The sequence below is a fragment of the Streptococcus sp. A25 genome (assembly GCF_043674095.1).
Lineage (GTDB): Bacteria > Bacillota > Bacilli > Lactobacillales > Streptococcaceae > Streptococcus > Streptococcus suis_V.
Genome location: NZ_JBIMJO010000017.1, coordinates 34,099 through 60,938, shown reverse-complemented (window position 1 = coordinate 60,938; position 26,840 = coordinate 34,099). Strand labels below are relative to the sequence as shown.

Below are 26,840 nucleotides of genomic sequence, written 5' to 3'. Positions count from 1 at the left end.
ATTCTATCAGCTAAAGAGTCAATTGTCAATAAGGAAAATTGGGTTTTAAGCAAAAAAGAAGACCAAGAGGTCCTCTCGTGAATGTAGCTGTTCATCAGCCCACTACAATTGACATAGACAAAAAAGACGCCTGAAGGCGTCCTGGTTAGCAATTATGCATTGCCACCGTTTTTCTTGATAATTTCGTCTTGTACAGATTTTGGTACATCTTCGTAGTGGTCAAATACCATCATGAAGGTACCGCGACCTTGTGTTGCTGAACGAAGAACAGTTGCGTAACCGAACATTTCAGCAAGTGGCACATAAGCACGAACGATTTGTGTGTTACCACGAGCTTCCATACCGTCAACGCGACCACGACGTGCAGTAACGTGACCCATAACGTCACCGAGGTTATCTTCTGGTGCAGTGATGGTTACGAGCATCATTGGCTCAAGGATAGTTGGTTGAGCTGATTTCGCTGCTTCTTTAAGGGCAAGAGATGCTGCCACTTTGAAGGCTGTTTCAGATGAGTCGACATCGTGGTATGAACCATCGTAAAGCTTCGCTTTAACGTCAACGATTGGGTAACCAGCAAGAACACCATTAGCCATAGATTCTACGAGACCTTTTTCAACCGCTGGGATGAATTCACGTGGAACCACACCACCGACGATAGCGTTCTCGAACTCGAAACCTTTACCTTCTTCATTTGGTGTGAATTCGATCCAAACGTCACCGAATTGACCTTTACCACCAGACTGGCGTTTGAAGAAACCACGAGCTTGAGTAGAAGCACGGAATGTTTCACGGTAAGATACTTGAGGAGCACCTACGTTTGCTTCAACCTTGAATTCACGACGCATACGGTCAACAAGGACGTCAAGGTGGAGCTCACCCATACCAGAGATAACTGTTTCACCAGTTTCAACGTTTGTTTCAACGCGGAAGGTTGGATCTTCTTCAGCCAATTTAGAAAGTGCGATACCCATCTTGTCTTGGTCAGCTTTAGACTTAGGCTCAACCATCAATTGGATAACTGGTTCTGGAACGTGGATAGACTCAAGGATGATTTTTGCCTTTTCATCTGTCAATGAGTCACCTGTTGTAGTATCTTTCAAACCAACTGCAGCGGCAATATCACCTGAGTAAACTACGTCGATTTCTTGACGGCTGTTTGCGTGCATTTGAAGGATACGTCCGATACGCTCACGTTTACCTTTAGAAGTGTTCAATACGTAAGAACCTGAGTTCAAGACACCTGAGTACACACGGAAGAATGTCAAACGACCTACGAATGGGTCAGTCATAATCTTGAAAGCAAGGGCCGCAAATGGCTCTTCATCAGAAGCATGGCGCTCTTCTTCACCATCAGTATCTGGGTTTACACCCTTGATTGCAGGGATGTCAAGTGGGCTTGGAAGGTAGTCAATAACCGCGTCAAGCATCAATTGAACACCTTTGTTCTTGAAGGCAGAACCACACAATACTGGGAAGAATTCAACGTTGATAGTCGCTTTACGGATACCAGCTTTCAATTCTTCGTTTGTGATTTCTTCACCTTCAAGGTATTTCATCATCAATTCTTCATCAGTTTCAGCAACTGCTTCAACCAATTTTTCACGGTATTCTTGAGCTTGCTCAAGGTATTCAGCTGGGATATCTTCTTCAAGAATATCTGTACCAAGGTCGTTAGTATAGATTTCAGCTTTCATCTTGATCAAGTCGATGATACCACGGAAGTCATCTTCTGAACCGATTGGCAATTGAATTGGGTGAGCATTTGCTTGAAGACGCTCATGAAGTGTGCTTACTGAGTAAAGGAAGTCAGCACCGATTTTATCCATTTTGTTGGCAAATACGATACGTGGAACACCGTATTCAGTTGCTTGACGCCAAACTGTTTCAGTTTGTGGTTCAACACCTGATTGTGAGTCAAGAACGGTTACCGCACCATCAAGAACGCGAAGTGAACGTTGTACTTCGATTGTGAAGTCCACGTGTCCTGGTGTGTCGATGATGTTTACACGGTGGTTGTTCCATTGAGCTGTTGTCGCAGCAGATGTGATTGTGATACCACGCTCTTGCTCTTGCTCCATCCAGTCCATTTGTGATGCACCTTCGTGAGTTTCACCGATTTTGTGGATTTTACCAGTGTAGTAAAGAATACGCTCAGTTGTCGTTGTTTTACCCGCGTCAACGTGCGCCATGATACCGATATTACGAGTTTTTTCTAATGAAAATTCGCGTGCCATGAGGTTTGTTCTCCTATATTTTTAGATTTCTATTCTGATTATACCATATTTTAAGAAAAGCGAGTGGGCAAGTCCCACCCGCTTGATTTCTTACTAATGGTGTGAAGTGGTTGAGGCAAGCCTCAATCCGATTTGTGATGTTGGAACGAGAAGTTTGTACTATAATCTCAATCGATTTATATAGAACTGACTTAACGCCCTCACATCTTAATTGAACTCGGGCTACAACTCACTGACAAAAAGAGACGCAGTTGTTTTGGCTTTAGCCAATTACAAATGGGGCTACCTTTAGGTGAGAACCTCATTGATTGCGCAGCAATCTGCTTCGCTTCCCTATTTTGTCTAGGAGTTGCTTGACGCCCTCGTATCTTAATCTTAGTTGAATTTTAGCTACAAATGTCTGCCAAAAAGATAAAATCTCCTAGAAACTGAAGTTTCTGCGTCAATTTTCCTATTTTGTCTAGAATTTGTTTAACGCTAAAATATCCTATCTTACCAGCGGAAGTGTGCGAATGCGCGGTTTGCTTCTGCCATTTTGTGGGTGTCTTCACGTTTCTTAACAGCTGCACCTGTGTTGTTTGCTGCATCCATGATTTCTTTCGCAAGGCGATCGATCATAGTGTGCTCACCACGGTTACGAGCGATTGTTACCAACCAACGAAGACCAAGTGTTGTACGACGCTCTGGACGAACTTCAACTGGAACTTGGTAGTTAGAACCACCAACACGACGTGCACGTACTTCAAGTACAGGCATGATGTTTTCCATTGCTGTTTCAAATACTTCAAGTGCATCGTTACCAGTTGCTTCTTTGATTTGGTCAAAAGCACCGTAAACGATTGATGCAGCAGTACCACGTTTACCGTCCAACATAACACGGTTGATCAAACGAGTGACCAATTTTGAGTTATACAATGGATCTGGCAATACTTCGCGCTTAGGCGCTTGATTTTTACGACTCATTTATATTTCCCCTTTCTTAGCCTTTTGGACGTTTAGTACCGTATTTAGAACGGCCTTGCTTACGATCGTTTACACCTGCAGTATCAAGCGCACCACGAACGATATGGTAACGTACCCCTGGAAGGTCCTTTACACGTCCACCACGAAGAAGAACAACGCTGTGCTCTTGCAAGTTGTGACCGATACCTGGGATGTAAGCAGTAACTTCGATAAGGTTGCTCAAACGTACACGAGCGAATTTACGAAGGGCTGAGTTAGGTTTTTTAGGTGTCATTGTTCCGACACGAGTTGCAACACCGCGTTTTTGTGGTGATGAAACATTTGTTTGAACTTTTTTACGGCTGTTGTAACCAACGTTCAAAGCTGGTGATTTAGATTTTTCTACTTTAGACTTACGTGGTTTACGTACCAACTGGTTAATTGTAGGCATCTACATTCTCCTGTATATATTTTTTATTTTTGGTGATAGAGCATTGGTGACAACCCCTATCCGTGTGTACTTTTGCAACATTTGTCAGCACGTCCCTGTACACTCTTGAGAGACCAAAAGTAAAAAGTACCGTCTAATATAATACCATAGATGAGAAGCCGTGTCAAATAGATATGCTTTATTTTTTCTTGTCCAAATGTAGCGTTACAATAGATGTGAGACTAGATGTGAGACTTCTAGAAGTCAAAAAGAAGATTCCCTGATATGATAAGAGTACCACCACTCACCAAAAAGGAATCTTCTCATTACTAGTATATCACAAAATCTTCGCTATTTACCACATACTCTAGAAACACGTTACCACGCTGTTAAAACCTACCAAAATAGTGCCTCTGTCGCCTTCATCTGTCGACGATACAAAAGTTTCAAAAGCCTCTCTTATGCGCTGGAATAAGCGTTTTGATGGAACCAAAGAATCGCTGAAAAATCGATCCCATCGACCTCTAACACCACATCCAAAGGCCCATACCCAGCAAGAGCTAAGATTAAATTATTTTTTGAGTTCTACACGATAATTTCCATATAAACTTTTAACGTATTCTTCCGCATATCTTTTTCCTTCTGGTCCTAAAAATGGTCCAGCATAAAGGTTTCCAAATTGGTCAACTACAATCCATTCTTGCATAGCACACACCTCCCTTCGTTTCATTTACAAATCATCTAAAGATAATTTCCCTGTTCGCAAGTCAGATTCAATATCTTTAGCAAATTTCTCCGTCAGACGCTTTCGGCCATACAACTCTTTTACTCGTTGTGTAACATCTAGGCAGATTACCTCTCCATCATCGTCTATCTCCACCTCTATTTTTCCTGGGCGATAAATCGTCCAGTTACCATTTCCTTTCCCTAACTCTCTGACAAAAAATCCCTCAGGACGCCATCTTTTCAATACAAATTTTAAGGTCCCTTGAGCTGAAAATGAGACACGTGGTGTAAAAATGACTCTATTTACCTTCATTTCGCCCCCTAGTTGGCATTGTAACCAAAATCTCTTGACCGCAAGGTTTCTTTCCACCACGACTCCCGCTCTAAGATGTGATGGTCATCTACTTTTCCATTATAATTTTCCAGAAGGCTATATTGAAAATTGGCCTTGATATAGTCAAATCCCTGCTCCTTGACAAGCTGACGGAGTTCCTTATTTCCACCGTGACCATTGTTGACATAGGATTGCCAGCGCGACAAAAGCATGCCGCTATCACTGGTCGCAGAACCAACATAATTCTTGCCCGTTTGTCTATCTGTCAATAAATAGACGGCCTTTTGATTGCCAAGGGCTGTTAACCAATCCTGCTTTTGCAGTCGGAAAATACTCTCCAGTTGGTAATAAGATAGACGGATATTATCATAACCAGGAAAGTCATCCCCTGTCCAAGGTGTAGGAAGCAGTTCTCGAATAACGATGTCCTTTGCAGACCGCTCAAAATAGCGTACCGTCGAAATCCCAACTTTAAAATCAATAATCAGGCGATCGAAGTAAGCAGCAAACTCCTCCCGCACCTTTCCTTCATAAGACTTTCCAGAGGTGACAGATAGCTGGTCTGTTATTTCCTTCACCGTTGTTAATAACCATTTATTGTGACCGACTTTAATAAAGTTGACCACAATCTCTCCAACACGAAAATAGTTTTTTCCTTCTGGATTGTAAAAAACATTCCAATTATTTACTTGTTCCTTGTCCGCTAGATAGTAGGATTTAGTATAATCCACACTACCTTCCCAGACATGGAAACGCAACTTTACTTTGGGTAAGTCTTCATCAGAAAAATGAAATAAATCTTTTAAGGTTAAAGTATTCATCATTTTCTCCTTTACCTCTGGGTTAAGTATTGACTGGTAAGTCAATACTTGGTATACGTAGTATATCAAGTCAAAGCTTTTCTTAGTGACAAATTTACATGAGCTATCTTTGCTGAATGACAAAAATACCTAGTGCACGTCAACACTAGGTATTTCTTTATTTTACCAAATAATCACGCGGTCTTCTTTTGCACGCCACATGCCGTCGCCTTCTTGAACGCCAAACGTTTCATGGAATTCATCGAAGTTTGGCAACTGGATGTTGGTGCGTAGGTGACCTGGTGCGTGGACATCCACACTAGCCAACATCTGCATGAACTCAGGACGGGCCTTCATCCGCCAGATGCGAGCAAAGTTGGTGAAAAACTCTTCTGCGGAGAAGTCGTCCTCCGACTTCGCTGCTTCTAAGGCTGCTGCAATCCCACCAAGGTCGGCAATATTTTCTGACACGGTCAATTTACCATTGATTTTGGCACCGTAAGAATCCTGACCTTCAAACTGGTCGATGACCTGCTGAGTACGTGCTTCAAAGGCAGCATAGTCTTCCTCTGTCCACCAGTTATTAAGGCTACCATGCTCATCGAAGGAAGCACCGTTTGAGTCAAAGGCATGGGAAATCTCGTGAGCAATAACCGCACCGATACCGCCGTAGTTAGCTGATGAAGATTGTTCCAAAGAGTAAAACGGAGCCTGCAAAATGGCTGCTGGAAAGACAATCAAGTTCTTCTGTGGATTGTAGTAGGCGTTGACCATGTGAGCTGGCATGCCCCATTCCTTAATGTCCACAGGCTTGTTCCACTTGCTCCAACCATGAGCAATGTCAATCTTGTTTAGTTCGATGGCATTTTCCACCAAGGACTTGCTTGGGTCAACAATCTTCTTATAATAACGCTCTGGCAAGGCTTCTGGATAGCCTATGTAAGGCTTGATGACATTGAGTTTGACAATGGCCTTGTCACGGGTTTCCTGAGCCAACCAGTCTGCCGTTTCCAAACGAGATTTGTAGACCTCAATCATCTTGGCAACCTTTGCTTCCACATCCGCCTTGGCTTCTGGTGAGAATTTCTCTCCAGCATACCAAAGACCGAGGGCTTGATTGAAATAGCCTTGAGCCAGGTTGTAGGCCGCCTTTTCTTGGTTTTGAGCCTGCGGTGTGCCAGAAAGAGCACGGCTATAAGCGCCAGCTAGGATACGAATCTCATCTGACAGGAAGGCTGTATAGGCGCCAGCCGCTTTCAAAATCAAGGTCGCCTTCAAAAGCTCCCAATTATCCGCACTGTAAATGTCCTTGGCAGCCTGCCAGAAACGTTCCTCAGGCACGATAATCTTGTCTGGCGTTTGACCTAAAATCGCTGTGAAGAAATCATCCAAAGGCAACTCTGGTGCCAAGGCAGTAAACTCTGTCCACTCATACGGGTGATAGAGTTTTGCATACTCAGAACCTTCTTCATTTGAAAGAACATACTCGGCAATCTTAGCATCCAATTCCAAACGCTTGTCCAAAAGATCCTTGATTTCCTCATCACTGAAACCAAACTTAGGCAGGAGTGCCTCTTGGCTCTCACGCCAAGTCTTGAGCAACTCTGCTCCTTTTTCATGCCCTTCCTCATAGTAGGTCGTATCTGGCAGGATAATGCCTAGAGAATCTGCCCAGAGGACATTGGTAGTCGCGTCCATAAAGTCAGGTGCCACACCGAAAGGCATCAGGTTTGGCTTGCCTGCTAACTCATATTCTGCCAGCTTGCTGGTGAATTCTTCGAAAGAGTTGAGAGCCTTGTACTCAGCAATCAAGGCTTGTGCTGGTTCTGCGCCCAAACGGTCACGGGTTTCATAGTCAGCCACTTGCTTGTGGAAGGCTACAAAGTTTTGCAAAACGCTATCTTCTGGGACATTTTCTCCCGCCAACCAAGCGTTTGTCGTGTCAATCATAAGTTTTTCAATATCATCCGCCAGGTCTGAAAAACCTCCAGTTCTTGGCTTATCATCTGGAATGACTGCCGTCTTAGCCCATTCACCATTGACGTATTCGTAAAAATCATCTTGTAAACGTGTCATTAATTTCTCCTTTGCTTGTGTGATTACTTACTATAATAACAAAAAAGTCTGACAATTTCATTTGCCAAACTAGGTTTTTAGGGTATTTTTTAGGATAAAGCTGACGCAGACTGTCAGAAGACCCATGACCGAACAAGTTCCAGACATGGTCAGATCAAGCCAGCTGGCAAGCCCAAAGCCTAGACAAATCATCAGAATGGCGCAGCATTGCCCCAAAACTAAAAACTGACAGAAATGCTTCGACCAAGGTAAGGCCGCCATACTGGGTGCTAGTAAGAAAACAATGACCGCCATAGAGCCGACCGCTTCAAAGGACAAGACCGTTGTCAAGGAAACCAGAAAAATCAACCCTAGCTCCAGTCTTTTGGTGGCAATCCCTTGGAGTTTAGCCTGCTCCTTGTCCAAGAGATAGAGGGTCAGAGCTTGAAAGTTCAAGAAAAAGAAGACCAGTAAGACTAGCAAGAGCCCGACGGACTTGACCAAGGCCAAGGGTAGCGACAGGCCAAATAGGTCCAGCCTGTTAAGAGGGGCAAAGAGCACCTCGCCCATCAGGACCATATCCAAGTCCAGATGGACATTGCGGGCAAAGAGGGAGATGAGAATAACCGCTAGGGCAAAGAAAAAGGTAAAGAGCAAGCCCGTCGCCGCATCCTGAGCCAACTTGCGAGTGTGTAGCCCCTCAATAGCTAGAACTGTCAGTAGACCAAAAAACGCCGCCCCAAACAAGAGCAGGGGGGAATCAAGGTTGTGACTGACAAAGAAGCCCAGTACTATCCCCAACAGAACCGAGTGGGACAAGGCATCTGCCAGCATGGCCTGATTGCGCACCACCAGGACAGACCCAATCAAGCCACAAGAAGAACCAACAGACAGTAAAATCAATAAGACCTCAAGCACCTGCATTCTCCTTTCTGATATAGGTCACATAAGCAAAAGCCACTAAAGAGGACAAACTCAAGCAAACAATAATAGCCGGTCCAGTCGATAACCCTGTCACCACTGAACTCACATAACTTCCAAATAGGGCTGAAAATCCAGCAATTCCTGCTGCTAATGCCAAGGTCTGGCCATAGGACTTTCCTAGAAGCAAGCCAAAGACAGCCGGTGCTATCAAGAAACTACTCATCAGGATAGCCCCAACCACCTTCAAGCCAACCGCAATCAAACTCATCATCAGAAACAGGGTCATACGGTCAATCTTTTCCACAGGAATCCCCACTAGCTTGGCAAATTGTCTGTCAAACAGATAGAGCTTGAACGACTGGTAGTGCCAGCCAAATAGGAACAAGGCTAGCAAGGCTACCAAGCAAATGAGTACGACATCATCCAGCTGCATAAAGGCAGCCTGACCAAAGACATAGTTTTCCAAGCCTGCCTGGGCGGCTCCCTGAAAGACCTCATTGCCCTGAACATACTGCTTGAGAACCAAGCCCAGTCCAAAAAAAGCCGCTGAAACCAGTGCCAAGGCATTGACCCGACTGGTCCGCCCTCCTCGACAGAGCCAGCTGACCAGACCATAGGACAGGTAACCCGAAGCCACCGCTCCAATCAAAAGAAGCAGGGGCTGGCGTGACTGAAAGACCATATAGGACAGGATGATTCCTGGATAGGCCGCATGCCCCAAACTATCCCCGATTAAACTCTGCCTGGTCAAGACGCTAATGGTACCGATTTGACTAGCCGCCAAGGCTAAAACAAGGGTTCCCAGAGCTACCGTCCAAAAAGAATAGTCCTGCAACAGATCAAACATGACCAAGCCCCTCCTTTATAAATAAGGCAGGTTCCTGACCAAAGGCAGCTTGATAGGCTTGCAGCAAATCCACCTGCTCCATAGCCCCCTCTGCCACCAAGCGACCATTGAGCCAGAGGACATAATCAAAATACTTTTCCAAGGTCAAAAGGTCATGGTGGATGACCAGGGAGGTCTTGCCTTCTTGCTGGAACTTCTTCAAACAGTCCATGATGACTTGCTCTGTCACCTGATCAATTCCTGCCAAGGGCTCATCCATCATGTAGAGTTCAGCTTCCTGGGCCAAGGCCCTAGCTAGAAAGACTCGTTGCCGCTGACCACCAGATAGCTGATCAATCTGCCGATTGCGTAAATCACTGATTTTCATCTCTTCCAGAGCCTGCTCTGCCTTTTCCTTATCTAAGGAACTTGGTCGACGGAAGAAACCACTGGTATGGGCAAACCGCCCCATCAGGACAATATCCAGAACCCTTGCAGGAAACTGCCAGTTGACCTGGCTGGCTTGGGGAATATAGGCAACATTTTTTTGAATAACTTGATCCAGTTTCTCTGACTGACCCAGTAGCGAAACCTTGCCACTTACCCCCTTCTCCAAACCCAAAATCGCCTTAAACAAGCTCGATTTCCCTGCACCATTTGGTCCGACCAGGGCTGCACGACAACCCTTGGGTAGCTGAAAACTGACCCGATCTAGAGCCTTGACCTGTCCTGCACCATAGTGCAAGGACAAGTCTTCAACTCTCAGTATTTCTTCCATTCTTCCAACCTTTCTTACTGCAAATGCTCCACAATTAACTGGACATTGTGCTTGTACATATCGATAAATGTCGCTCCCTCTTCCCCTTCTGGCGCTAGGGAATCTGAGAATAGCTCCTTGCCTTCACCGCTTACAATCGCTACCTGACCACCCTTGGCCTTGACAGCTTCCTGCAATTTTTCCATGCGTTCTGGACTGGTTGTTGACTCGGTGAAGATAGCCTTGATACCATGTTCTAAAATCATATTGACCGTTTCAATCATATCGCTGTTGGCAACTTCAGACTCGGTGCTAATGCCCTGCGGTGCATAGAGAGTAAAGTCATAGCTGGCTGCGAAGTAGTTAAAGGCATCATGAGGGGTGACTAGGTAACGGCTCTCAGCAGGCAGAACACTCAACTCTTTTTCAATCCAAGTATGCAAGTCACCCAACTGAGCTAGATAATTTTCCGTATTTTTCTGAATCAGCTCTGCTTTTTCCGGAAGAAGTTTTTGCAACTCCTCAGAAGCTACCGCTACCGCTGATTTATAGAGGGGAATTGAAAACCAGAAGTGCGGATCGACAATCTCTTCTCCATCCTCATCCATCGTATTCAAGTCTTTTGCATTAAAGTTTTTAGAAACAGCTACTCCGGTCTTCTCCAAAGCTTCAACCATTTTACCTTCAAAGTGCAAACCGTGGTAGAGAACAAGATCTGCTTTCTGCAGTTTAGACAGGTCGCTGGTCTTGGCAACATAGAGATGCGGGTCTTCCCCCGCTGGAATTAGTAGATCCCGCTCCACCTCATCTCCTGCCAGCTGGTAGACCATGTCATTGAGGAAAGAGGTCGTGACCGCTACTCGCGGCTTGCTGGAAGCCTCTGGGCTTTGCGTTGAACGACAGGCTCCTAGTCCGATAAGGGACAATAGCAGAGCCAAACTGAGAAATAGTTTTTTCATGATAGGTTCTCCTTTGTATTTTGTTAGGTATGCTTAACTTTAGCTTTAATATATATTAAAAAATTCTTTCTGTCAATGATTTTTATAAAATTTTGGTATACTATTCTTACTAGAAAGTGAGAGAATATGACACCAAACAAAGAAGATTACCTGAAAGTCATTTACGAACTAGGGCAGACAGAACAAAAAATCACCAATAAGCAGATTGCTGAAAAGATGAATTTTTCCGCCCCAGCCGTTTCCGAAATGATTAAAAAGATGCTAGCAGAAGACTTGATTGAAAAGGACAAGACAAGCGGTTACCTCCTCAGCCAAGTCGCCTTGGAAATGGTGGCCAACCTCTACCGTAAGCACCGCCTGATAGAAGTCTTTTTGGTCGAGCAGCTGGGCTATTCCCCTGAGCAAGTCCATGAAGAAGCTGAAATTTTGGAGCACACCGTTTCAGACCATTTTATCAACCAACTGGACAAACTGCTGGGCTATCCCCAAACCTGTCCACACGGCGGCAGTATTCCTAAAGAAAACCAGTTGCTTGTAGAACGCTACCAGACCCGGCTGTCCCAACTGACAGAAACTGGCTCCTACCAACTGGTTCGTATCCATGATTTCTACCAGCTTCTCCAATACCTGGAACAACATGAGTTAACTGTCGGTGATCAACTACTTGTGACGGATTTTGACCACTTTGCCCAGACCATCACCATCCAGTACAAGGACAAAGAACTGGCCATACCTGTAACCATCGCCCAAGAATTATTCGTAGAAAAAACCAATCGCCCAGCCTAAACAAGCTGAGCGATTTTTTCTTCTAAAATAAATAGTTACCTCTTTTTCAAATTACGGAAAATAGATTTGGCTGCCAAAAACAGTTGCCCACATACATACACTAACCCAAGTAGGAAACCTATATAAAAACAGCCCAATAGAAAGTGAGGGTTATAGGTTAAAGGCTGCAAGACAAACATGAGAATCCCTACCAAGCCCCACCGCATGCCCCAGGTCATCTTTCTCTGGATAATCCACTCCAGCCAATCTTCTCCAACTGAACTTCTGGTTTCCAGATACTCTTGATTAAGGTCTTGAAAAAATTTTCTCATATTTCTGCTCCCTCATCCTATCTTCAAAACATACACTAGCACTTTGTGACAAGATTATTATAGCACATTGTTTTAAAATAATAGTCGAATGAAGGGCTTTCAGACAAGGAACTGAGGCGCAGGCTGTACTAGAGTACGGCAAGTCGAAAGTGACGATGCATCAAAGCTAATTCAAATGACTAAACCAACACTGTCGAAAAAACCAGCCTACTCGGGCTGGTCTTCTTGGAGTCGCTCTTTGAGGCGGCGACGGTATAAAATCTGCGATGGGATAAAATAGAGAAAACTCGCTAAGATTATCCATCGCTTATCGATTTCACTAAAGTAAATCACCAAAATCAAGGTGAAAGCCACTGTTAGGTAGAAAAAATGATTGGTCAGTAAGTTTTTCATGGCACACCTCCACATCTAATTCTCTTTTAGTATATCAAAATAGACACAAAAAGTATAGAGGTCTAGCGATTTTTGGTATCCAACACAATGGTCACCGGACCATCATTGACTAGACTGACCGCCATGTCCGCCCCGAAAATACCCACTTCCACCGGCACAAAGGATGACAAAGCTTGATTAAAATCTTCATAGAATTGTTTGGCCATGTCGGGTGCTGCCGCACCCGTAAAGGCCGGGCGATTGCCTTTTTTAGTATCCGCAAAGAGGGTGAATTGGGAGATGGATAGGATCTTGCCTGCCACATCTTGGACAGACTTGTTCATCTTGCCATTCTCATCGGAAAATATCCGCATATTAACAATTTTTCTGACCGCATAGTCCATATCCTCTGAGTTATCATCTGGACCGACACCGACCAGGAGCAAAAGTCCCTGGTCAATCTGGCCATGAACCGTTCCCTCGATGGTCACACTGGCCTGCGTCACGCGCTGTATAATCACTTTCATCTATCCATTGGTCCTTTTCACTGAATAAACTTCTGGCACCGACTTGATCTTATCCACCAGACTGGTCAAGGTTGCCAGGTTGGAAATACCAAAGGAAACATGGATAGTCGCAAACTTCATATCCTTGGTTGGCTGGGCATTGACTGACGAAATATTCTTGCTGGCATTGGTCAAAACCTTGAGAACATCATTGAGCAGTCCTGAGCGGTTGAGACCGTAGATATCAATGTTTGCCATGTATTCCTTGGTAGAGTTTTCATCCTCCCAACCGACATCAATTAGGCGGACATCATAGTTTTCCTGGCTCTTGAGGTTCATACAGTCCACACGGTGAACCGCAACCCCACGTCCCTTGGTAATGTAGCCGACAATCTCATCGCCAGGTACTGGATTACAACATTTGGCAATCCGGATCAGCAAGCCTGACGCCCCTTCAATGACCACACCACCTTCATGACGGATTTTCAGACTATCTTTGTTGTCGTGTTTGACTTCGCCACCGTTGACCAATTCGTCCGCGACAGCCTTGGCCTTAGCCCGCTCGGCTTCTCGACGTTCTTTCTCTGTCAGGCGATTAAAAACAGAGATAGCCGAAACCTCACCGAAACCAACTGCGGCAAAGAGGGCCTCATCCGTCTTGTAGCTGGCCTTCTGCAAAACGGCATCCATGTGCTTTCTGTCCAAATACTGATTTGGAGCGTAGCCATTTTCCAACAGCAAGGCCTGAATCATCTCTCGACCCTTGGAAACAGATAGTTCCTTGTCTTGGTTTTTGAAGAACTGCTTGATCCGGTTACGAGCCTTGTGGGTCTTGACGATGTTGACCCAGTCACGACTTGGGCCGAAAGAGTTGGCAGAGGTGATGATTTCCACCTGGTCGCCTGTCTTAAGCTTGGTCGTCAGAGGCACCATGCGGCCGTTGACCTTGGCACCTGTTGCTCGCTCACCGACCTTGGTATGAATCTCATAGGCGAAGTCAATCGGTACAGAATCCTTTGGCAACTCACGCACAGCACCATCTGGCGTGAAAACGTAAATACGCTCGGTGAAAATGTCCTCTTTGACCGAATCAACGAAGGATTGGGCATCTCCTGCCCCTTCTTGAAGTTCAATCAGGTTGTTGATCCAACGCAGCTCTTTTTCAGAAGCAGTTGCCTTGCCACCACGCTTGTAGGCCCAGTGAGCCGCAACCCCGTACTCTGCAACCTGGTGCATTTCCACTGTCCGAATCTGAAACTCGATAGGGCCTTTTGGTCCGTAAACTGTGGTGTGGATGGACTGGTAGCCATTGGCTTTTGGACTGGCAATGTAGTCCTTGAACCGACCTGGCATTGGTTTCCAGAGTTCATGAATGTAGCCCAGCATGGCATAAACATCGCTCGGTGTGTCCATAATGCAGCGAATGGCCGTCAAGTCGTAGAGCTCGTCAAACCGCTTTTTCTTGTCGTGCATCTTGCGGTAAATAGAGTAAATATGCTTTGGCCGGCCATAAATCTGCCCGTGAAGGTGGCGCTCCTCCGTGTACTCACGCAGCTTGTCCACTACTTCTGTGACCAGAGCCTCCCTCTCCCGACGTTTCTCTCGCATCATATGAGTAATCTTATAGAACTCCACTTCATTGAGGTATCGGAAGGACATATCCTCCAGCTCCCATTTGACAGAGGAAATCCCCAGACGGTGGGCAAGAGGAGCATATATTTCCATTGTTTCACGTGAAATCCGCTCCCGCTTGTCTGGTCGGAGATGCTTGAGGGTCCGCATATTATGAAGGCGGTCAGCCAGTTTGACCAGGATAACCCGCATATCCTGAGACATGGCAATCAGCATATTGCGGTGGTTTTCAGCCAACTGCTCTTCATGGGACTTGTATTCTACCTTGCCCAGCTTGGTCACACCGCCGACGATGTGACGAACCTCAGGGCCAAATTCTGCCTCCATCTGGTCCAGGGTAATGTCTGTATCCTCCACCACATCATGCAAAAAACCGCAGGCAACCGTTACCGCATCCAGCTTTAAACCTGCCAAGATACCTGCCACCTGTATAGGATGGAGAATGTAGGGCTCACCGGACTTACGAAACTGTGTTTTATGGGCCTCGGTCGCATAGTCCAAAGCTTTTTTGACAAAAGTAACATCCTCTTCTGGCAAATAAGTGGCTGTTAGGGCAACGACTTCCTCTCCTGTATAATTGACTTCTTTCATTTACTTCTCTCCCTAGCTATTTCCTATTATTTTACCATTTTCATAGGAAAAGAGGAAGAAATCAGATACATTCCTAACTGTCCGCTACAAATGAACGAATTATTTTCTTAATTTAAAAGTTAATGTTTGTTTATTAAGCGATTACATAGTTGTTTTGTTCTTGTTTTTTAATTCGTTGTTCCGAAAACAGTTGAAAAAATCCTTCTGAACCTGTATAATGTTTCTTGCACACCTTAATAGAAAGTAGAGGATTTCTTATGAAATTTCCTTTTAGTAAATCGGCTACAGCCTTGACCTTGGCAGTCTTGGCAACTAGTAGCACACAATTGGTCCAGGCTGAAGAGGTAACAACACCAGCAACTCAACCAACGGTAACAAACGAAACTGCACCAGCACCAACTGAGGGAACTGGGGGAGATACTAGTCAGCCTGTCCTCGCTGCTGAACCAATCACAACGACCACAACAGAAGTTGCCTCTCCAGTAGAAGGCCAGACGGTCGATGTCCGCATCCTGTCTACAACCGACCTCCACACCAACCTGGTCAACTACGATTACTACCAGGACAAGGAGTCACAAAACCTTGGCTTGGCCAAGACAGCTGTCCTCATCGAAGAGGCACGCGCTGAAAATCCAAACACCGTTACGGTCGACAATGGAGACCTGATCCAAGGCACACCACTGGGCACCTATAAGGCTATCGTTGACCCTGTTGAGACTGGCGAAAAACACCCTATGTACGCTGCTCTGGAAGAGCTTGATTTTGACGCATCAACACTGGGTAACCATGAATTTAACTACGGCTTGGACTTCCTTCATACTGTATTGGCTTCAACCAGCCTTCCGGTGGTCAATGCCAACGTAGTGGATGCAAAATCCCTCCAACCTGTCTTTAAAACCTACGAATTGGTGACCAAGATCTTTACCGACACAACTGGTCGCCCTGTCAACCTCAACATCGGTATTACCGGTATTGTGCCGCCTCAGATTCTCAATTGGGACAAGGCAAACCTAGAAGGCAAGGTAGTGGTCAACGATGCCGTCCAAGCTGTGAAAGAAATTGTGCCCGTTATCAAGCAGGCTGGTGCAGACATCGTTCTGGTTCTTTCCCACTCTGGTATCGGTGATGATACTTACGAAGTGGGCGAAGAAAACGTGGGCTACCATATCGCAGGGATCGACGGTGTCGATGCGGTTGTGACTGGACATTCTCATGCCCTCTTCCCAACCATGAACCCTGAAAAGCCTGGTTTCTATGCCCAATACGCTGGTGTTGATGATGTGAACGGCACTATTAACGGCACTCCAGTGACCATGGCAGGTAAATACGGTGACCACCTGGGCATCATTGACCTCAAGGTGACCTACACCGACGGCAAGTGGAATGTGGTAGACGGCAAGGGACAAATCCGCAAGATTGATACCAAGTCTCCTGTGGCTGACCCAGAAATCCTTGCCCTTGCGAAAGAGGCTCACGATGCGACAGTTACTTATGTCAATGAAAAAGTTGGTGAAACCAGCGCCCGCATTCACAGCTACTTCTCCCTAGTAAAAGATGACCCGTCTGTTCAGATTGTCAACAAGGCCCAGCTCTGGTACTTGGAAAAAGAATTGGCTGGCACAGAGGAAGGCAAGTTGCCACTCCTTTCTGCAGCAGCTCCGTTCAAGGCTGGTGGTCGCGGTATTTCTGAGGGCGACAACTACACAGACATCCCAGCTGGTTCCATTGCTATCAAAAACGTAGCCGACCTCTATCTTTATGATAATGTCACCGCTATTCTGAAAATCACTGGTGCTGACCTGAAAGAATGGTTGGAAATGTCTGCTGGTCAATTCAACCAAGTGGACCGAAACAACAAAGAGCCTCAGGAGTTGCTCAACATCAACTTCCGTAACTATAACTTCGATGTTATAGACGGTGTAACCTATACCTACGATATTACCCAGCCAAACAAATACGATACCAGCGGTAAGCTTGTCAATAAAGATGCTAGCCGTGTCCGTGACCTCAAGTACAATGGTCAGCCTGTTACGGATGACATGGAATTCATGGTGGCGACCAATAACTACCGCGCTAGTGGTACTTTCCCTGGTGTGAAAAATGCGACGGTCAACCGCCTGCTCAACCTGGAAAACCGCCAAGTAATCATCAACTATATCCTAGAAGAGAAAAATATCAACCCTTCTGCCGATAGCAACTGGCGTTTTGCGGATACTATCAAGGGCCTAGACCTTCGTTTCCGTACATCAAACTCTGCTAAGGATTTGATTGCTGCAGAGAAGTTGGAAGATGTGGAATATATTGAAGAATTTGTAGGTGACGGAGTCAACGGCATGGGCGTTTACCGCTTCCTCTACACTGAGCCTAAACCAGAATCTGCGACTCCTCCAACCATTGACATTATCATCCCAACTCCTCAAACACCTAATCCAAAACCACAAAAACCAATCAAGCCTGGTCAAGCAAATGCTGGTGGCCAAGTCATCACCCTTTCATCTGGTCAGAAAATTACCTTGCCAGCTGACAAGCCTGTCGAGACCACACCAGCTCCAGGAGTGAAAACATTGCCAAACACAGGCGATGCGACTTCTGTGCTCAGCTTGATTGGTATCGGACTTGCAGGATTAGCAGGACTGGCTGCTAAACGCAGGGAAGATTAAACCTGATTGATTAGATAAGGAAAAGGAAGTTAAAAAGATAATGGCTGAAATTATTACTACTGTTGGGGTATTCCTTGTTGTAGGTTGGTTGCTGGTTAAACTCCACCCTCACACAGAGGAACAAACTGAGTACAAACGTAGAGCACTAATTGACAAAATGTATCGCGATACATTTGGAGATGACGACTAAGGATTTAGAAAGATAGCAAGCCCGATTGGACTTGCTTTTTATGATGTCGTATAGATAGGGACGAGGTACTCTTCTTGTGGAGTTTTCACTGTATAGGTACCCAGAAGTTTGCCCTCTTGCTCCAGACGGTGGGCAAGAGGAGCATAGATTTCCATTGTTTCACGTGAAATCCGCTCCCGCTTGTCTGGTCGGAGATGCTTGAGGGTTCGCATATTATGAAGGCGGTCAGCCAGTTTGACCAGGATAACCCGCATATCCTGAGACATGGCAATCAGCATGTTGCGGTGGTTTTCAGCTAGTTGCTCCTCATGAGACTTGTACTCGACCTTACCTAACTTGGTCACCCCACCGACAATATGCCGAACCTCTGGACCAAATTCAGCCTCCATCTCATCCAATGTTACATCCGTATCTTCAACCACATCATGTAAGAAACCACAGGCAACCGTCACCGCATCTAGCTTTAGACCTGCCAAGATACCTGCTACTTGGATAGGGTGGACAATATAAGGTTCACCTGATTTTCGAAATTGTAGCTTATGAGCTTCCGTCGCAAAATCCAAGGCCTTCTGAACAAAAGCAACATCTTCGGCTGGAAGGTAGGTGGCTGTTAGCCCAACGACCTCTTCTCCTGTATAATTGACTTCTTTCATTTACTTCTCTCCCTAGCTATTTCCTATTATTTTACCATTTTCACTGGAAAAGAAAAAGGAAAGCGCTGAAAGGGTTTGAGAAAGTCTATTTTTCAGATATACTATCTTTATGATTAATACATTATTTGACACTATCCCATTTCTTGACCACCCTCCGATTTTACTACGACACATCCAAGAAAGTGATCTAGACGACCTTTGGGAAATCTATTCCAATCCCCTTCATTTCCAATACACTCCTAACACGTCAACTAAAAATAAAGAAACCCTTCGCAAACGAATCAGTCATTTCCAACGTGATTTTGATAAGAAAAAAAGATTGTTTTTAGGACTAGAATTTCAAGGAAAATTGATTGGCGTTTTGGAAGTTTTCGACCACAAGAAACGGTCTGCATCGATAACCATTGGCTATCGGATTCATCATGCCTTCTGGAATCAGGGTCTAGCTAGTCAGGCAGTCAGCCTGCTCTGCCATTTCCTAATGGAAGAACGTCAGATAAAAGCAATCCTTGCCTTTGTCCTGCCAGAAAACAGAGCCTCTCAGAAGGTGCTACTGAAAAATGGTTTCCAACAGAGTGGGCAAATCGAGGAGGTCTGGAAGGGCTTAGGGCAGGTCAGCCTCTTGCAATTTGAGCGAAAATAGTAAAAACCAGGGAAATCCTGGTTTTTCTTATGCAAAGTAGCTCCAAACAACCGCGATAAGAATGGCAGGCAACATATTGGCAACGCGAATCTTTTTGTCCCAGATGATATTGACACCGACGCAGAAGATGAGGGCGGAGCCGATAAAGGAGAGATTGGCAAGCGCCTGAGCCGTCATCAGCGGCTCAATCAAACTTGCCAAGAGGGTAATAGCCCCTTGAAAGAGAAAGACTGGTACCGCTGAAAATCCAGCCCCCTTGCCCAAACTCGAGGTCATAATCAAAATGATAATAAAGTCCAAAATACTCTTAACGGCCAACAAGCGATAATCACCCGTCAATCCATCTTGGATGGCTCCTAGTATAGCCATGGCACCGATACAAACGGTCAATGACGCTGTCAGGAAAGCATCTAAGAATTGCCCATCTTGGCTGTTTCCTGATTTTTCACGGAGCCAAACACCCAGCCTTTCAAACCAGCCTTCGATATGCAGTACTTCCCCAATCAAGGTCCCCAAGGACAGACTAAGGACCAAAAGCATGCTATTTTGACTTTTGAGTTGACCGTCAACAACTGTCAGCAGGCCTTCCAAACTACCTGAAATTCCTAAAAATAAGACAGCTAGCCCGCTCGCCACCGTTAAACCTGATTGATGGCGTTCTTTCAGTAAATGACCAAACCAAGACCCTAGCAAACCTGCTAGGGCGATGGCCACTGTATTGATAATGGTTCCTAAGGCAAACATGGACTACCTCAACAATTCCGTTGCGTAGCTAATAGCAGAAAGAGCATAAAGCGGAGCTGTTTCCGCTCGGAGAATGCGAGGACCAAGGCCTGTCTTGACCGCTCCTGCTCCTTCAAATGCGGCTACTTCCTCAGGCGACACGCCACCTTCTGGACCGACGATGACCAGAACTGATTGGCCGATTTCTAAGCCAGACAAGATTTTCACCAGGTTGGCTTGTTCGCCCTCTTTTGCAGCCTCTTCGTAGGCTAAGATAATCCGGTCAAATCCTGCCAGCTGGGCTAGGAAATCAGATTTTTTCTCAAACAAGCGAACAGCTGGAATCCGATTGCGTTTGCTTTGCTCGGCTGCGCCTTGGGCAATTTTTTCTAGCTTCTCTGCTTTTTTGGCTAACTTTTTACCGTCCCATTTGACCACGGACCAGTCAGCTGGAAAGGCCCAGAGGGCTGCCATGCCTAACTCTGTTGCCTTTTGGGCGACAAATTCGAGCTTATCTCCCTTGGGAAAACCCATGGCAACAGTAACGGAGACAGGTAATTCGACATTGTCAGCCAATTTTTCGATAACCTCAACAGATTGGCTCTGGCTATCCACTACCCGTGCCAAGCGTTTTACTCCATCGTCAAAGACCAGGACAAGCTGGTCATCTGCCTGCAAGCGCATGACAGAAAACATATGCTTGGCAGTATCCTTATCGCTAATCTGGAACACGCCCTGCGGTGCTCTGCCATTGACAAAATACTGCTGCATCCTAGCCTCCAATCACACCTGAGCGGTCAGCTGTTTTCTTGAAGACACAGCAATTCCACTCGCCCTGGATCATATGGGTCTCAAGGAAGAAGCCAGCCGCCTCCGCAGATGCTCGCACCATATCCCACTTGTCCGCGATGATACCGCTCATAATCAGGTAGCCCTCTTCCTTGACCAGACGGTAGGCATCCTCGGTCAGATGGATGAGAATGTCCGCCAAGATGTTGGCAACGATAACTTCTGCTTTAATATCAACGCCACGAAGCAAGTCACCTGCCGCGACATGAATATTGCTAGTATTGGCATTGAGGTCAATGTTTTCCTGAGCTACACGCACCGCCACCTCATCCAAGTCATAGGCGTAAATCTCCTTGGCACCCAAGAGAGAACTTGCAATGGAGAGGACGCCTGAGCCTGTGCCAACGTCGATGACCGTTTCACCACCACGCAGAACCTGCGAAAGAGCAAAAAGGCTCATCTTAGTGGTCGGGTGGGTGCCCGTACCGAAAGCCATGCCTGGATCTAAACGGATAATCTTCTCACCAGCAGTCGCCTCGTAGTCCGTCCAAGATGGTACAATGGTCAAATCGTGGGTAATGCGAGCTGGCTCATAGTATTTCTTCCAATTGTCCGCCCAGTCTTCCTCTGCCAATTCCTGACTTTCTAAGCTAATCTGACCTATTTCCAAACCAAAGCCTGTCAAATCCGCCAAGCGAGTAGCCAAATCTGCCTTGATTTCCTCAATATCCAAAGTATCAGGATAGTAGGCCGTAATCGCAATCATGTCTGACTGCTCCACCTCGGGATAGAGTTCACCGAAACGGTCCTCCTGTCCCACATAGTCAGCCGAGTCGCTAATGGCCACCCCCTGACTGCCCGTTTCAATCATGAGATTTGAAACTGCCTCTTCTGCATCACGATGTACGTGAATGGTTAATTCTTGCCATGAGTTCATAAAATAAGATACCAGGCCCATAAAGCGCAACGTAAAAATAGAAAATCTTTATTTTTTACACAGAGTTTAGGGCGTGTTCATTTCCTTTCTTAAAATTAATATAATTTTGTTATTTTTCACTCAAATCTATAAAATAATTGAGCTGCCATTTTTGAGTAGCTAGTGCGGTTTTGTTCAAATCTTGACACCATGGTGGGTAAAAACGCATTGCCATTTTTCCTTTAGAGGTTTTGGTAGAAATAATGTTCTGCGTTATAGAAACGTTCTTCGGAATCAGGAACATCCCTTTCTGCTGACCATCATTAATAACAATAATCAGTTCATCAATCATATCCCGATCCGAAAATGGAATATTTTTATTAAATTGATCTTTTTTCCAAAAAGCTGTGAAATAGCCCTCTTTTCTTGGTGTTTTATGAGCTAGACGACATCTTTTATAACGTGATTGACCATTTACTTTTATTAAAATCCCCTCATACTGCTCATTCCACTTTTCTTCAATTACCTCAAAACTATCAAACTGCTCTTTGAGTACCTCTATTATTTTCATCATTTCTCCAGATATTCTTTTTACTTCAACCTTTTCGAAACACTATATAACCCAATAGTAGCAATCTCAGCCCAGTAGCATAAATTCCATGGAATGGTTGGCTATTCGGTAGCAAGTATGGATTTCTTCAACATTATTAATGTATTTGTCACATAAGTTATAAAATCAAACTATTACGCCATATCCTAATACCTCGGATATGGGTAAAATTCCCCCTCTACCAAGTCTGCTCTGCCTTTTTCAAAAACCTCGCTATCCCAAGCAATCGCAAATTCTTGGGCTTCTGGGTCCGCCAAAAAGTCCATGAGGTCATCTAGACCTTGGTCTGCGGTGTCCTTAAGAAAGCCTGCAAAGTAGGTCAGAAACTCTGCTGAAAAGCCCTTCTTGGCGTCAAATGGCAGAGCGACCAGGTAGTCTTCCTCGTCAAAGCGAGACTTGTCCTGGTTGTAGAAAAGGACATACTCCTCCAGGAAAATATCCTCCGCAGAAGCATTGCCTTCATCGTCCACCGTCTCAATCCCAGCCGCATTTTGTGCTTCCAAGATAAAAGCCAACTCAACAGCATGATTTTTCTTGTCCCAGTTAAGCTCGTAATCGTAGGTAAAATGTTTGTCCAGTGCTGCTTCCAGCACATCTAAAAAGCTATGTTTTGCCATGTCAGTCCTCTTTTAATTTTGTGTTATAATAAGTGTACCATAATCAGCTAACAAAAGAAACGAAAGGAAGCCTATGCCAGCCAATCTCGCCCTTCGTATGCGGCCCAAATCCATTGATGAGGTCATCGGTCAGGAACACCTAGTCGGTCCTGGAAAGATTATCCGCCGCATGATTGATGCCAATATGCTGTCGTCCATGATTCTCTACGGTCCGCCGGGAATTGGCAAGACCTCGATTGCGTCCGCAATTGCTGGCACGACCAAGTATGCCTTTCGGACCTTTAATGCCACGACCGACAACCAAAAACGCCTGCAGGAAATCGCTGAAGAGGCTAAGTTTTCTGGCGGTCTAGTTCTCCTACTCGATGAAATCCACCGCCTTAACAAGACCAAGCAGGACTTCCTGCTCCCTCTTTTGGAAAATGGCAATATCATCATGATTGGGGCAACGACAGAAAATCCATTTTTCTCGATTCTGCCTGCCATTCGCAGTCGGGTGCAGATTTTTGAGTTGCAGCCTTTGCAAACCAGCCATATCCGACAGGCCTTGGAGTTGGCTTTGACAGACAGCGAACGCGGTTTTGACTTCCCCGTCACCATTGAACCTGAGACTCTGGATTTTCTGGCAAATGCGACCAATGGCGACCTCCGTGCTGCCTACAATTCTCTAGAACTGGCTGTGCTTTCGACCAAGGAAAGTGACGACGGTAGCCGTCATATCGACTTGGATGCCGTGGAAAATAGCCTGCAAAAGTCCTACATCAGCATGGACAAGAACGGTGATGCCCACTACGACATTCTCTCCGCCCTGCAAAAATCCATTCGGGGTAGCGATGTCAATGCCAGCCTTCACTACGCTGCCCGCTTGATTGAAGCGGAAGACTTGCCTAGTCTTGCTCGTCGTTTGACGGTCATTGCCTATGAAGACATCGGCTTGGCCAATCCAGAGGCTCAGATTCATACGGTGACTGCCCTTGAAGCTGCCCAGAAAATCGGATTCCCAGAGGCACGGATTTTGATTGCCAATGTAGTAGTCGATTTGGCTCTTTCTCCCAAGTCCAATTCTGCCTATCTGGCTATGGATGCAGCTCTGGCTGATTTGCGAAAAAACGGTCATCTGCCTATCCCAAATCATCTGCGGGACGGTCACTATGCCGGCAGTAAGGAGCTGGGAAATGCCATTGGCTACCAGTATCCCCATGCCTATCCTGAAAAATGGGTGGACCAGCAATACCTGCCCGATAAGTTACTGACTGCGGACTACTTCAACGCCAACGACACCGGCAAATATGAACGTGCCTTGGGCATGACCCAAGAAAAAATCAAGCAGCTAAAACAAAACAAGAAAAAAAGTTGATAACGTTTTCATTTTTTGCCGATTTTCTCTTGATTTTTTTAAAAAATGTGGTAATATTAAATCATAAATAAGAACTGCTGTGGTATACGAATTCATACCTATGTGTTGACCGACTATTTTTGTATTACTAGGGAGACAAAGATCTTTTGGCAGTATGCAGGCTGGTACACCCAGAAGCAACTAAGTCAGAAACACGTCACCCACCTGCTTCTAGCGTGCGGGATCAATACAATTCATGGATAACCGGTACCAATACAGCATTTTTATTTTTACCTTCCTTAGCTCAGCTGGCAGAGCAGCGGACTCTTAATCCGTGGGTCGTAGGTTCGATCCCTACAGGGAGGATCATGATGGGAAACATCTCCTTGAGCCTTGGAAACAAGGCTTTTTATGTGTCCAGAAATCAGAAAACCAGCTCCACTTGAAAGCTGGTTCGAGCCAATAAATATCACTATCAGACCATGCAAAAAATCTGGATTTGATGTTAGCAAAATGTCATTTCTCCAACCTCTCCCACAAGATAACTTTCCCTTCTTGGAGAGACTTTTGCACGTCAATGATGCGCTGGTTAGAAGAACCGCGAAATTGGAGCATGAGGTTGCGTTTTGTCTTGTCATAGCGTCCATCGACTAGGATGTCCAAATGGGATAACAACTCCAGCTTGTCTGGGGTTTCCTGCATCAATTCTTCCCATGTGTAGCCTGTCCAGGACCAAATGTCCTTGTCTGGCAATTCCTCCCGAACTCGCTTGACAAGAGGGAGGACCGTTCCTGTATTAAGAAAGGGCTCGCCGCCCAGGAGGGTCAAGCCTTGAACATAGGGCTGGGCCAGGTCAGTCATGATGCGGTCTTCCAGTTCCTTGGTGTAGGGAATGCCGGCCTTGAAGGACCAGGTGGCGACGTTGTAACAACCAGGACAGTGAAAGAGGCAGCCGCTGACATAGAGGGAGCACCGCACGCCTTCGCCGTCCACAAAGTTAAAGGCCTTGTAGTCCATAATCCGGCCCTGACTCAGCTCTTCGGATTTCCATTCTTGGGGTTTGGGATTGTTCATATCAGCACTCTTCTATATAGTATCTCTCCGTGCCATGACGGACGTCTTCGAGGCTACCTCCGCAGGCTAGGATAGTTCGCTTGCTGGCTGTATTGGTCTCATCACAGGTCACAAGGACCTTAGGGATGTTTTTGGAAAATGCTTCCTGCACACCAAGGCGCAACTGCTCCTTGGCATAGCCCTTCTGCCGCTGGCTAGGGCGGATAGAATAGCCAATGTGTCCACCAATGTTGAGCAGATAATCACTGAGACGCAGGCGTAGACTGAGAAAACCGACTGCTTGCCCAGCATCATCAAAGGAGACATACTGGATAGAAGGGACAAAGCCCTCTGGCAAATTCAGTCCCATTTCCCAGTCCTGACCTTGCTGCAACCAGCTTTCAAAGTCAAAATTCGCAAAGAGATTGCCTCCGTCTGTTGCGGACTCTTCTCGCTCAAATTCAGCAATCATATCCAAAATCGTTTCTTTATCTACTAAGGTTGGTCGTCTTAAAGTCAATTTCGTTTGGGATGGTGACATGTAATTCTCCTATTCCTTTATCTGCGTATACAATTTGGTGACAGATCCAGTGGCTGAGCAGGCTCGAGCTTGGGCTGACTGGATTTTTCTTGCTTTCTAGGGCTTGGAAAAACTCTTCGACAATGCTTTCAAAGCCGCGTTTGTAAAGAGTTGTGTCCCAAGAACCAAAGCCTTCTATGATTTCTTGGTTGGCGGTAAAGGTGCGCAATTCTTCTAAGTTTTTAACCTGATGGGTCGCTTGCGGTGTCTGGACTTCCATGATTTCCCGACGGCTGCCCGACTGGAGATTCATGGATACGACCACAGAAGTTTGAGCGGTTTGAAGGGTCACATTGACCTGACTGAGTTTATTATTTTCCAGATAGTAGGCATAGGAACCTGACAGAGGCTGGTCATCCAGCAAGTAAAGGGCCGTATCCAGTGGGTGGATAAAGAGGTCAAAGAGCTTGAATTGCAGGTCGCCCAAGCCATTGACTTCATTTTTCTCGACGACAATTCTCCGCTTGTTGGGCTTGGTTTTCAATTCTTGAACCTTGGGAGCAAAGCGACGATTGAAACCAGCCATGAGTAGGACTCCCTTGGACTGGGCTAATTTGTAAAGCTCTGCCGACTGGTAAAAATCCTCGGCTAGTGGCTTGTCCATGTAGACAGGAATGCCACGCTCCAAAAACAGCTCTGCCATTTCCACATGGGCCTGTGTCGCCACATGAATCATGACACCGTCCAAGTCTGCCTCGGCCAAATCTTGTGCTGTCGCATAGGTCTGACTGCGGGGCAAACTGGCCGCAATGCTTGACAGAACTTCTTGATTGCGGGTGAACAAATGCCAGTCAATGCCTGACAAACTCCGCAGATAGGTCAGGTAGGCCTTTTGAAAAATACCTCCTAAACCGACGAGACCGATTTTTAGCATGGACATGTCCT

General features: G+C 45.8%; 28 protein-coding genes, 1 tRNA gene, 1 other RNA gene and 2 pseudogenes. 8 read left to right on the top strand and 24 right to left on the bottom strand.

What is annotated here, in order from left to right:
• Window positions 1-152: 152 nt before the first annotated feature.
• From fusA to rpsL, 3 genes are all read right to left on the bottom strand, one after another.
• On the bottom strand, window positions 153-2,234 hold the full coding sequence (fusA, locus tag ACHBID_RS08480) for an elongation factor G (protein WP_394732091.1): 2,082 nt from the start codon (window positions 2,232-2,234) through the stop codon (window positions 153-155).
• A 492-nt stretch (window positions 2,235-2,726) separates the two neighbouring features.
• Window positions 2,727-3,197 carry a 30S ribosomal protein S7 gene (gene rpsG / locus ACHBID_RS08475; protein WP_002940031.1) on the bottom strand — a complete coding sequence of 157 codons (471 nt, stop codon included), beginning with the start codon at window positions 3,195-3,197 and terminating at the stop codon, window positions 2,727-2,729.
• Window positions 3,198-3,213: 16 nt separating this feature from the next.
• A complete protein-coding gene (gene rpsL, locus ACHBID_RS08470; RefSeq protein ID WP_002940030.1) occupies window positions 3,214-3,627 on the bottom strand; it encodes a 30S ribosomal protein S12 in 414 nt (137 codons plus the stop codon).
• Between the two features lie 304 nt (window positions 3,628-3,931).
• On the opposite strand from rpsL, the pseudogene ACHBID_RS08465 reads away from it, so the two are divergent.
• Window positions 3,932-4,169, top strand: a pseudogene (locus ACHBID_RS08465) (transposase); the annotation flags it as partial.
• A gap of 8 nt (window positions 4,170-4,177) precedes the next feature.
• Here the strand turns inward: ACHBID_RS08465 and ACHBID_RS08460 are convergent.
• From ACHBID_RS08460 to ACHBID_RS08425, 8 genes are all read right to left on the bottom strand, one after another.
• A complete protein-coding gene (locus ACHBID_RS08460; protein ID WP_257104953.1) occupies window positions 4,178-4,312 on the bottom strand; it encodes a hypothetical protein in 135 nt (44 codons plus the stop codon).
• Window positions 4,313-4,336: 24 nt separating this feature from the next.
• Window positions 4,337-4,645, bottom strand: a complete 309-nt coding sequence (locus ACHBID_RS08455) for a hypothetical protein (RefSeq protein WP_105160489.1) — start codon at window positions 4,643-4,645, stop codon at window positions 4,337-4,339.
• An 8-nt stretch (window positions 4,646-4,653) separates the two neighbouring features.
• Window positions 4,654-5,487, bottom strand: coding sequence for a GIY-YIG nuclease family protein (locus ACHBID_RS08450; protein ID WP_105160490.1), 834 nt, complete (start codon window positions 5,485-5,487; stop codon window positions 4,654-4,656).
• Between the two features lie 162 nt (window positions 5,488-5,649).
• Window positions 5,650-7,542 carry a M13 family metallopeptidase gene (locus tag ACHBID_RS08445; RefSeq protein WP_394732092.1) on the bottom strand — a complete coding sequence of 631 codons (1,893 nt, stop codon included), beginning with the start codon at window positions 7,540-7,542 and terminating at the stop codon, window positions 5,650-5,652.
• A gap of 69 nt (window positions 7,543-7,611) precedes the next feature.
• Entirely contained in the window at window positions 7,612-8,439 is an 828-nt protein-coding gene (locus ACHBID_RS08440) for a metal ABC transporter permease (RefSeq protein WP_394732093.1), read from the bottom strand.
• Window positions 8,432-9,292, bottom strand: coding sequence for a metal ABC transporter permease (locus tag ACHBID_RS08435; RefSeq protein ID WP_394732094.1), 861 nt, complete (start codon window positions 9,290-9,292; stop codon window positions 8,432-8,434). The genes ACHBID_RS08440 and ACHBID_RS08435 overlap by 8 nt, the downstream gene beginning before the upstream one ends.
• On the bottom strand, window positions 9,285-10,049 hold the full coding sequence (locus tag ACHBID_RS08430; RefSeq protein WP_208561897.1) for a metal ABC transporter ATP-binding protein: 765 nt from the start codon (window positions 10,047-10,049) through the stop codon (window positions 9,285-9,287). Before ACHBID_RS08430 ends, ACHBID_RS08435 begins: the two co-directional genes overlap by 8 nt.
• A gap of 14 nt (window positions 10,050-10,063) precedes the next feature.
• Complete coding sequence (locus ACHBID_RS08425; RefSeq protein ID WP_394732095.1) at window positions 10,064-10,987, bottom strand: metal ABC transporter solute-binding protein, Zn/Mn family; 924 nt, start codon at window positions 10,985-10,987, stop codon at window positions 10,064-10,066.
• A 126-nt stretch (window positions 10,988-11,113) separates the two neighbouring features.
• On the opposite strand from ACHBID_RS08425, the gene ACHBID_RS08420 reads away from it, so the two are divergent.
• Window positions 11,114-11,773, top strand: coding sequence for a metal-dependent transcriptional regulator (locus tag ACHBID_RS08420; protein ID WP_394732096.1), 660 nt, complete (start codon window positions 11,114-11,116; stop codon window positions 11,771-11,773).
• Window positions 11,774-11,808: 35 nt separating this feature from the next.
• On the opposite strand, the gene ACHBID_RS08415 is transcribed toward ACHBID_RS08420, so the two are convergent.
• The 4 genes from ACHBID_RS08415 to ACHBID_RS08400 all read right to left on the bottom strand — a co-directional run bounded on the left by ACHBID_RS08415 (window position 11,809) and on the right by ACHBID_RS08400 (window position 15,185).
• Window positions 11,809-12,084, bottom strand: a complete 276-nt coding sequence (locus ACHBID_RS08415; RefSeq protein WP_394732097.1) for a hypothetical protein — start codon at window positions 12,082-12,084, stop codon at window positions 11,809-11,811.
• Window positions 12,085-12,291: 207 nt separating this feature from the next.
• Window positions 12,292-12,477: a hypothetical protein gene (locus ACHBID_RS08410; RefSeq protein ID WP_161943045.1), complete on the bottom strand. Its 186-nt coding sequence runs from the start codon at window positions 12,475-12,477 to the stop codon at window positions 12,292-12,294.
• A 62-nt stretch (window positions 12,478-12,539) separates the two neighbouring features.
• Complete coding sequence (gene dtd, locus ACHBID_RS08405) at window positions 12,540-12,983, bottom strand: D-aminoacyl-tRNA deacylase (protein ID WP_105111036.1); 444 nt, start codon at window positions 12,981-12,983, stop codon at window positions 12,540-12,542.
• Entirely contained in the window at window positions 12,984-15,185 is a 2,202-nt protein-coding gene (locus ACHBID_RS08400) for a RelA/SpoT family protein (RefSeq protein ID WP_394732098.1), read from the bottom strand.
• Window positions 15,186-15,442: 257 nt separating this feature from the next.
• On the opposite strand from ACHBID_RS08400, the gene ACHBID_RS08395 reads away from it, so the two are divergent.
• Together ACHBID_RS08395 and ACHBID_RS08390 are read left to right on the top strand one after the other, a co-directional pair.
• Window positions 15,443-17,845, top strand: a complete 2,403-nt coding sequence (locus tag ACHBID_RS08395; RefSeq protein WP_394732099.1) for a bifunctional 2',3'-cyclic-nucleotide 2'-phosphodiesterase/3'-nucleotidase — start codon at window positions 15,443-15,445, stop codon at window positions 17,843-17,845.
• Window positions 17,846-17,885: 40 nt separating this feature from the next.
• A complete protein-coding gene (locus ACHBID_RS08390; RefSeq protein ID WP_161498038.1) occupies window positions 17,886-18,035 on the top strand; it encodes a hypothetical protein in 150 nt (49 codons plus the stop codon).
• A 122-nt stretch (window positions 18,036-18,157) separates the two neighbouring features.
• Here the strand turns inward: ACHBID_RS08390 and ACHBID_RS08385 are convergent.
• A pseudogene (locus tag ACHBID_RS08385) lies at window positions 18,158-18,688 on the bottom strand (HD domain-containing protein); the annotation flags it as partial.
• Window positions 18,689-18,797: 109 nt separating this feature from the next.
• Between ACHBID_RS08385 and ACHBID_RS08380 the strand changes: the two are divergent.
• Window positions 18,798-19,331 carry a GNAT family N-acetyltransferase gene (locus tag ACHBID_RS08380; RefSeq protein ID WP_394732100.1) on the top strand — a complete coding sequence of 178 codons (534 nt, stop codon included), beginning with the start codon at window positions 18,798-18,800 and terminating at the stop codon, window positions 19,329-19,331.
• A gap of 27 nt (window positions 19,332-19,358) precedes the next feature.
• Here ACHBID_RS08380 and ACHBID_RS08375 read toward each other — a convergent pair whose 3' ends face one another.
• The 5 genes from ACHBID_RS08375 to ACHBID_RS08355 form a co-directional block, all read right to left on the bottom strand.
• Window positions 19,359-20,075, bottom strand: a complete 717-nt coding sequence (locus ACHBID_RS08375; protein WP_394732101.1) for a DUF554 domain-containing protein — start codon at window positions 20,073-20,075, stop codon at window positions 19,359-19,361.
• Between the two features lie 3 nt (window positions 20,076-20,078).
• Window positions 20,079-20,825 (bottom strand): 16S rRNA (uracil(1498)-N(3))-methyltransferase, encoded by a 747-nt coding sequence (locus ACHBID_RS08370; protein ID WP_394732102.1) that lies wholly within the window; start codon window positions 20,823-20,825, stop codon window positions 20,079-20,081.
• A 1-nt stretch (window position 20,826) separates the two neighbouring features.
• Window positions 20,827-21,780: a 50S ribosomal protein L11 methyltransferase gene (prmA, locus tag ACHBID_RS08365; RefSeq protein ID WP_394732103.1), complete on the bottom strand. Its 954-nt coding sequence runs from the start codon at window positions 21,778-21,780 to the stop codon at window positions 20,827-20,829.
• Window positions 21,781-21,889: 109 nt separating this feature from the next.
• Complete coding sequence (locus tag ACHBID_RS08360; RefSeq protein WP_172021799.1) at window positions 21,890-22,330, bottom strand: MepB family protein; 441 nt, start codon at window positions 22,328-22,330, stop codon at window positions 21,890-21,892.
• A 185-nt stretch (window positions 22,331-22,515) separates the two neighbouring features.
• A complete protein-coding gene (locus tag ACHBID_RS08355; RefSeq protein WP_394732105.1) occupies window positions 22,516-22,986 on the bottom strand; it encodes a DUF3013 family protein in 471 nt (156 codons plus the stop codon).
• 73 nt (window positions 22,987-23,059) lie between these two features.
• Between ACHBID_RS08355 and ACHBID_RS08350 the strand changes: the two genes are divergently transcribed.
• From ACHBID_RS08350 to ACHBID_RS08340, 3 genes are all read left to right on the top strand, one after another.
• Window positions 23,060-24,343, top strand: coding sequence for a replication-associated recombination protein A (locus tag ACHBID_RS08350; protein ID WP_394732106.1), 1,284 nt, complete (start codon window positions 23,060-23,062; stop codon window positions 24,341-24,343).
• A 71-nt stretch (window positions 24,344-24,414) separates the two neighbouring features.
• Window positions 24,415-24,608, top strand: a non-coding RNA gene (gene ssrS, locus ACHBID_RS08345) — 6S RNA.
• A 7-nt stretch (window positions 24,609-24,615) separates the two neighbouring features.
• Window positions 24,616-24,688, top strand: a tRNA-Lys gene (locus ACHBID_RS08340).
• Between the two features lie 150 nt (window positions 24,689-24,838).
• On the opposite strand, the gene nrdG is transcribed toward ACHBID_RS08340, so the two are convergent.
• Genes nrdG through ACHBID_RS08325 form a run of 3 tightly spaced genes read right to left on the bottom strand, consistent with a single transcriptional unit; the run spans window position 24,839 to window position 26,829 of the window.
• Window positions 24,839-25,396 carry an anaerobic ribonucleoside-triphosphate reductase activating protein gene (gene nrdG, locus ACHBID_RS08335; RefSeq protein ID WP_125266405.1) on the bottom strand — a complete coding sequence of 186 codons (558 nt, stop codon included), beginning with the start codon at window positions 25,394-25,396 and terminating at the stop codon, window positions 24,839-24,841.
• 1 nt (window position 25,397) lies between these two features.
• The gene (locus ACHBID_RS08330; RefSeq protein ID WP_105160537.1) at window positions 25,398-25,895 is read right to left on the bottom strand and encodes a GNAT family N-acetyltransferase; all 498 of its coding nucleotides are present in this window, start codon (window positions 25,893-25,895) and stop codon (window positions 25,398-25,400) included.
• Window positions 25,864-26,829, bottom strand: coding sequence for a Gfo/Idh/MocA family oxidoreductase (locus ACHBID_RS08325; protein WP_172059556.1), 966 nt, complete (start codon window positions 26,827-26,829; stop codon window positions 25,864-25,866). The genes ACHBID_RS08330 and ACHBID_RS08325 overlap by 32 nt, the downstream gene beginning before the upstream one ends.
• Window positions 26,830-26,840 lie beyond the last annotated feature (11 nt).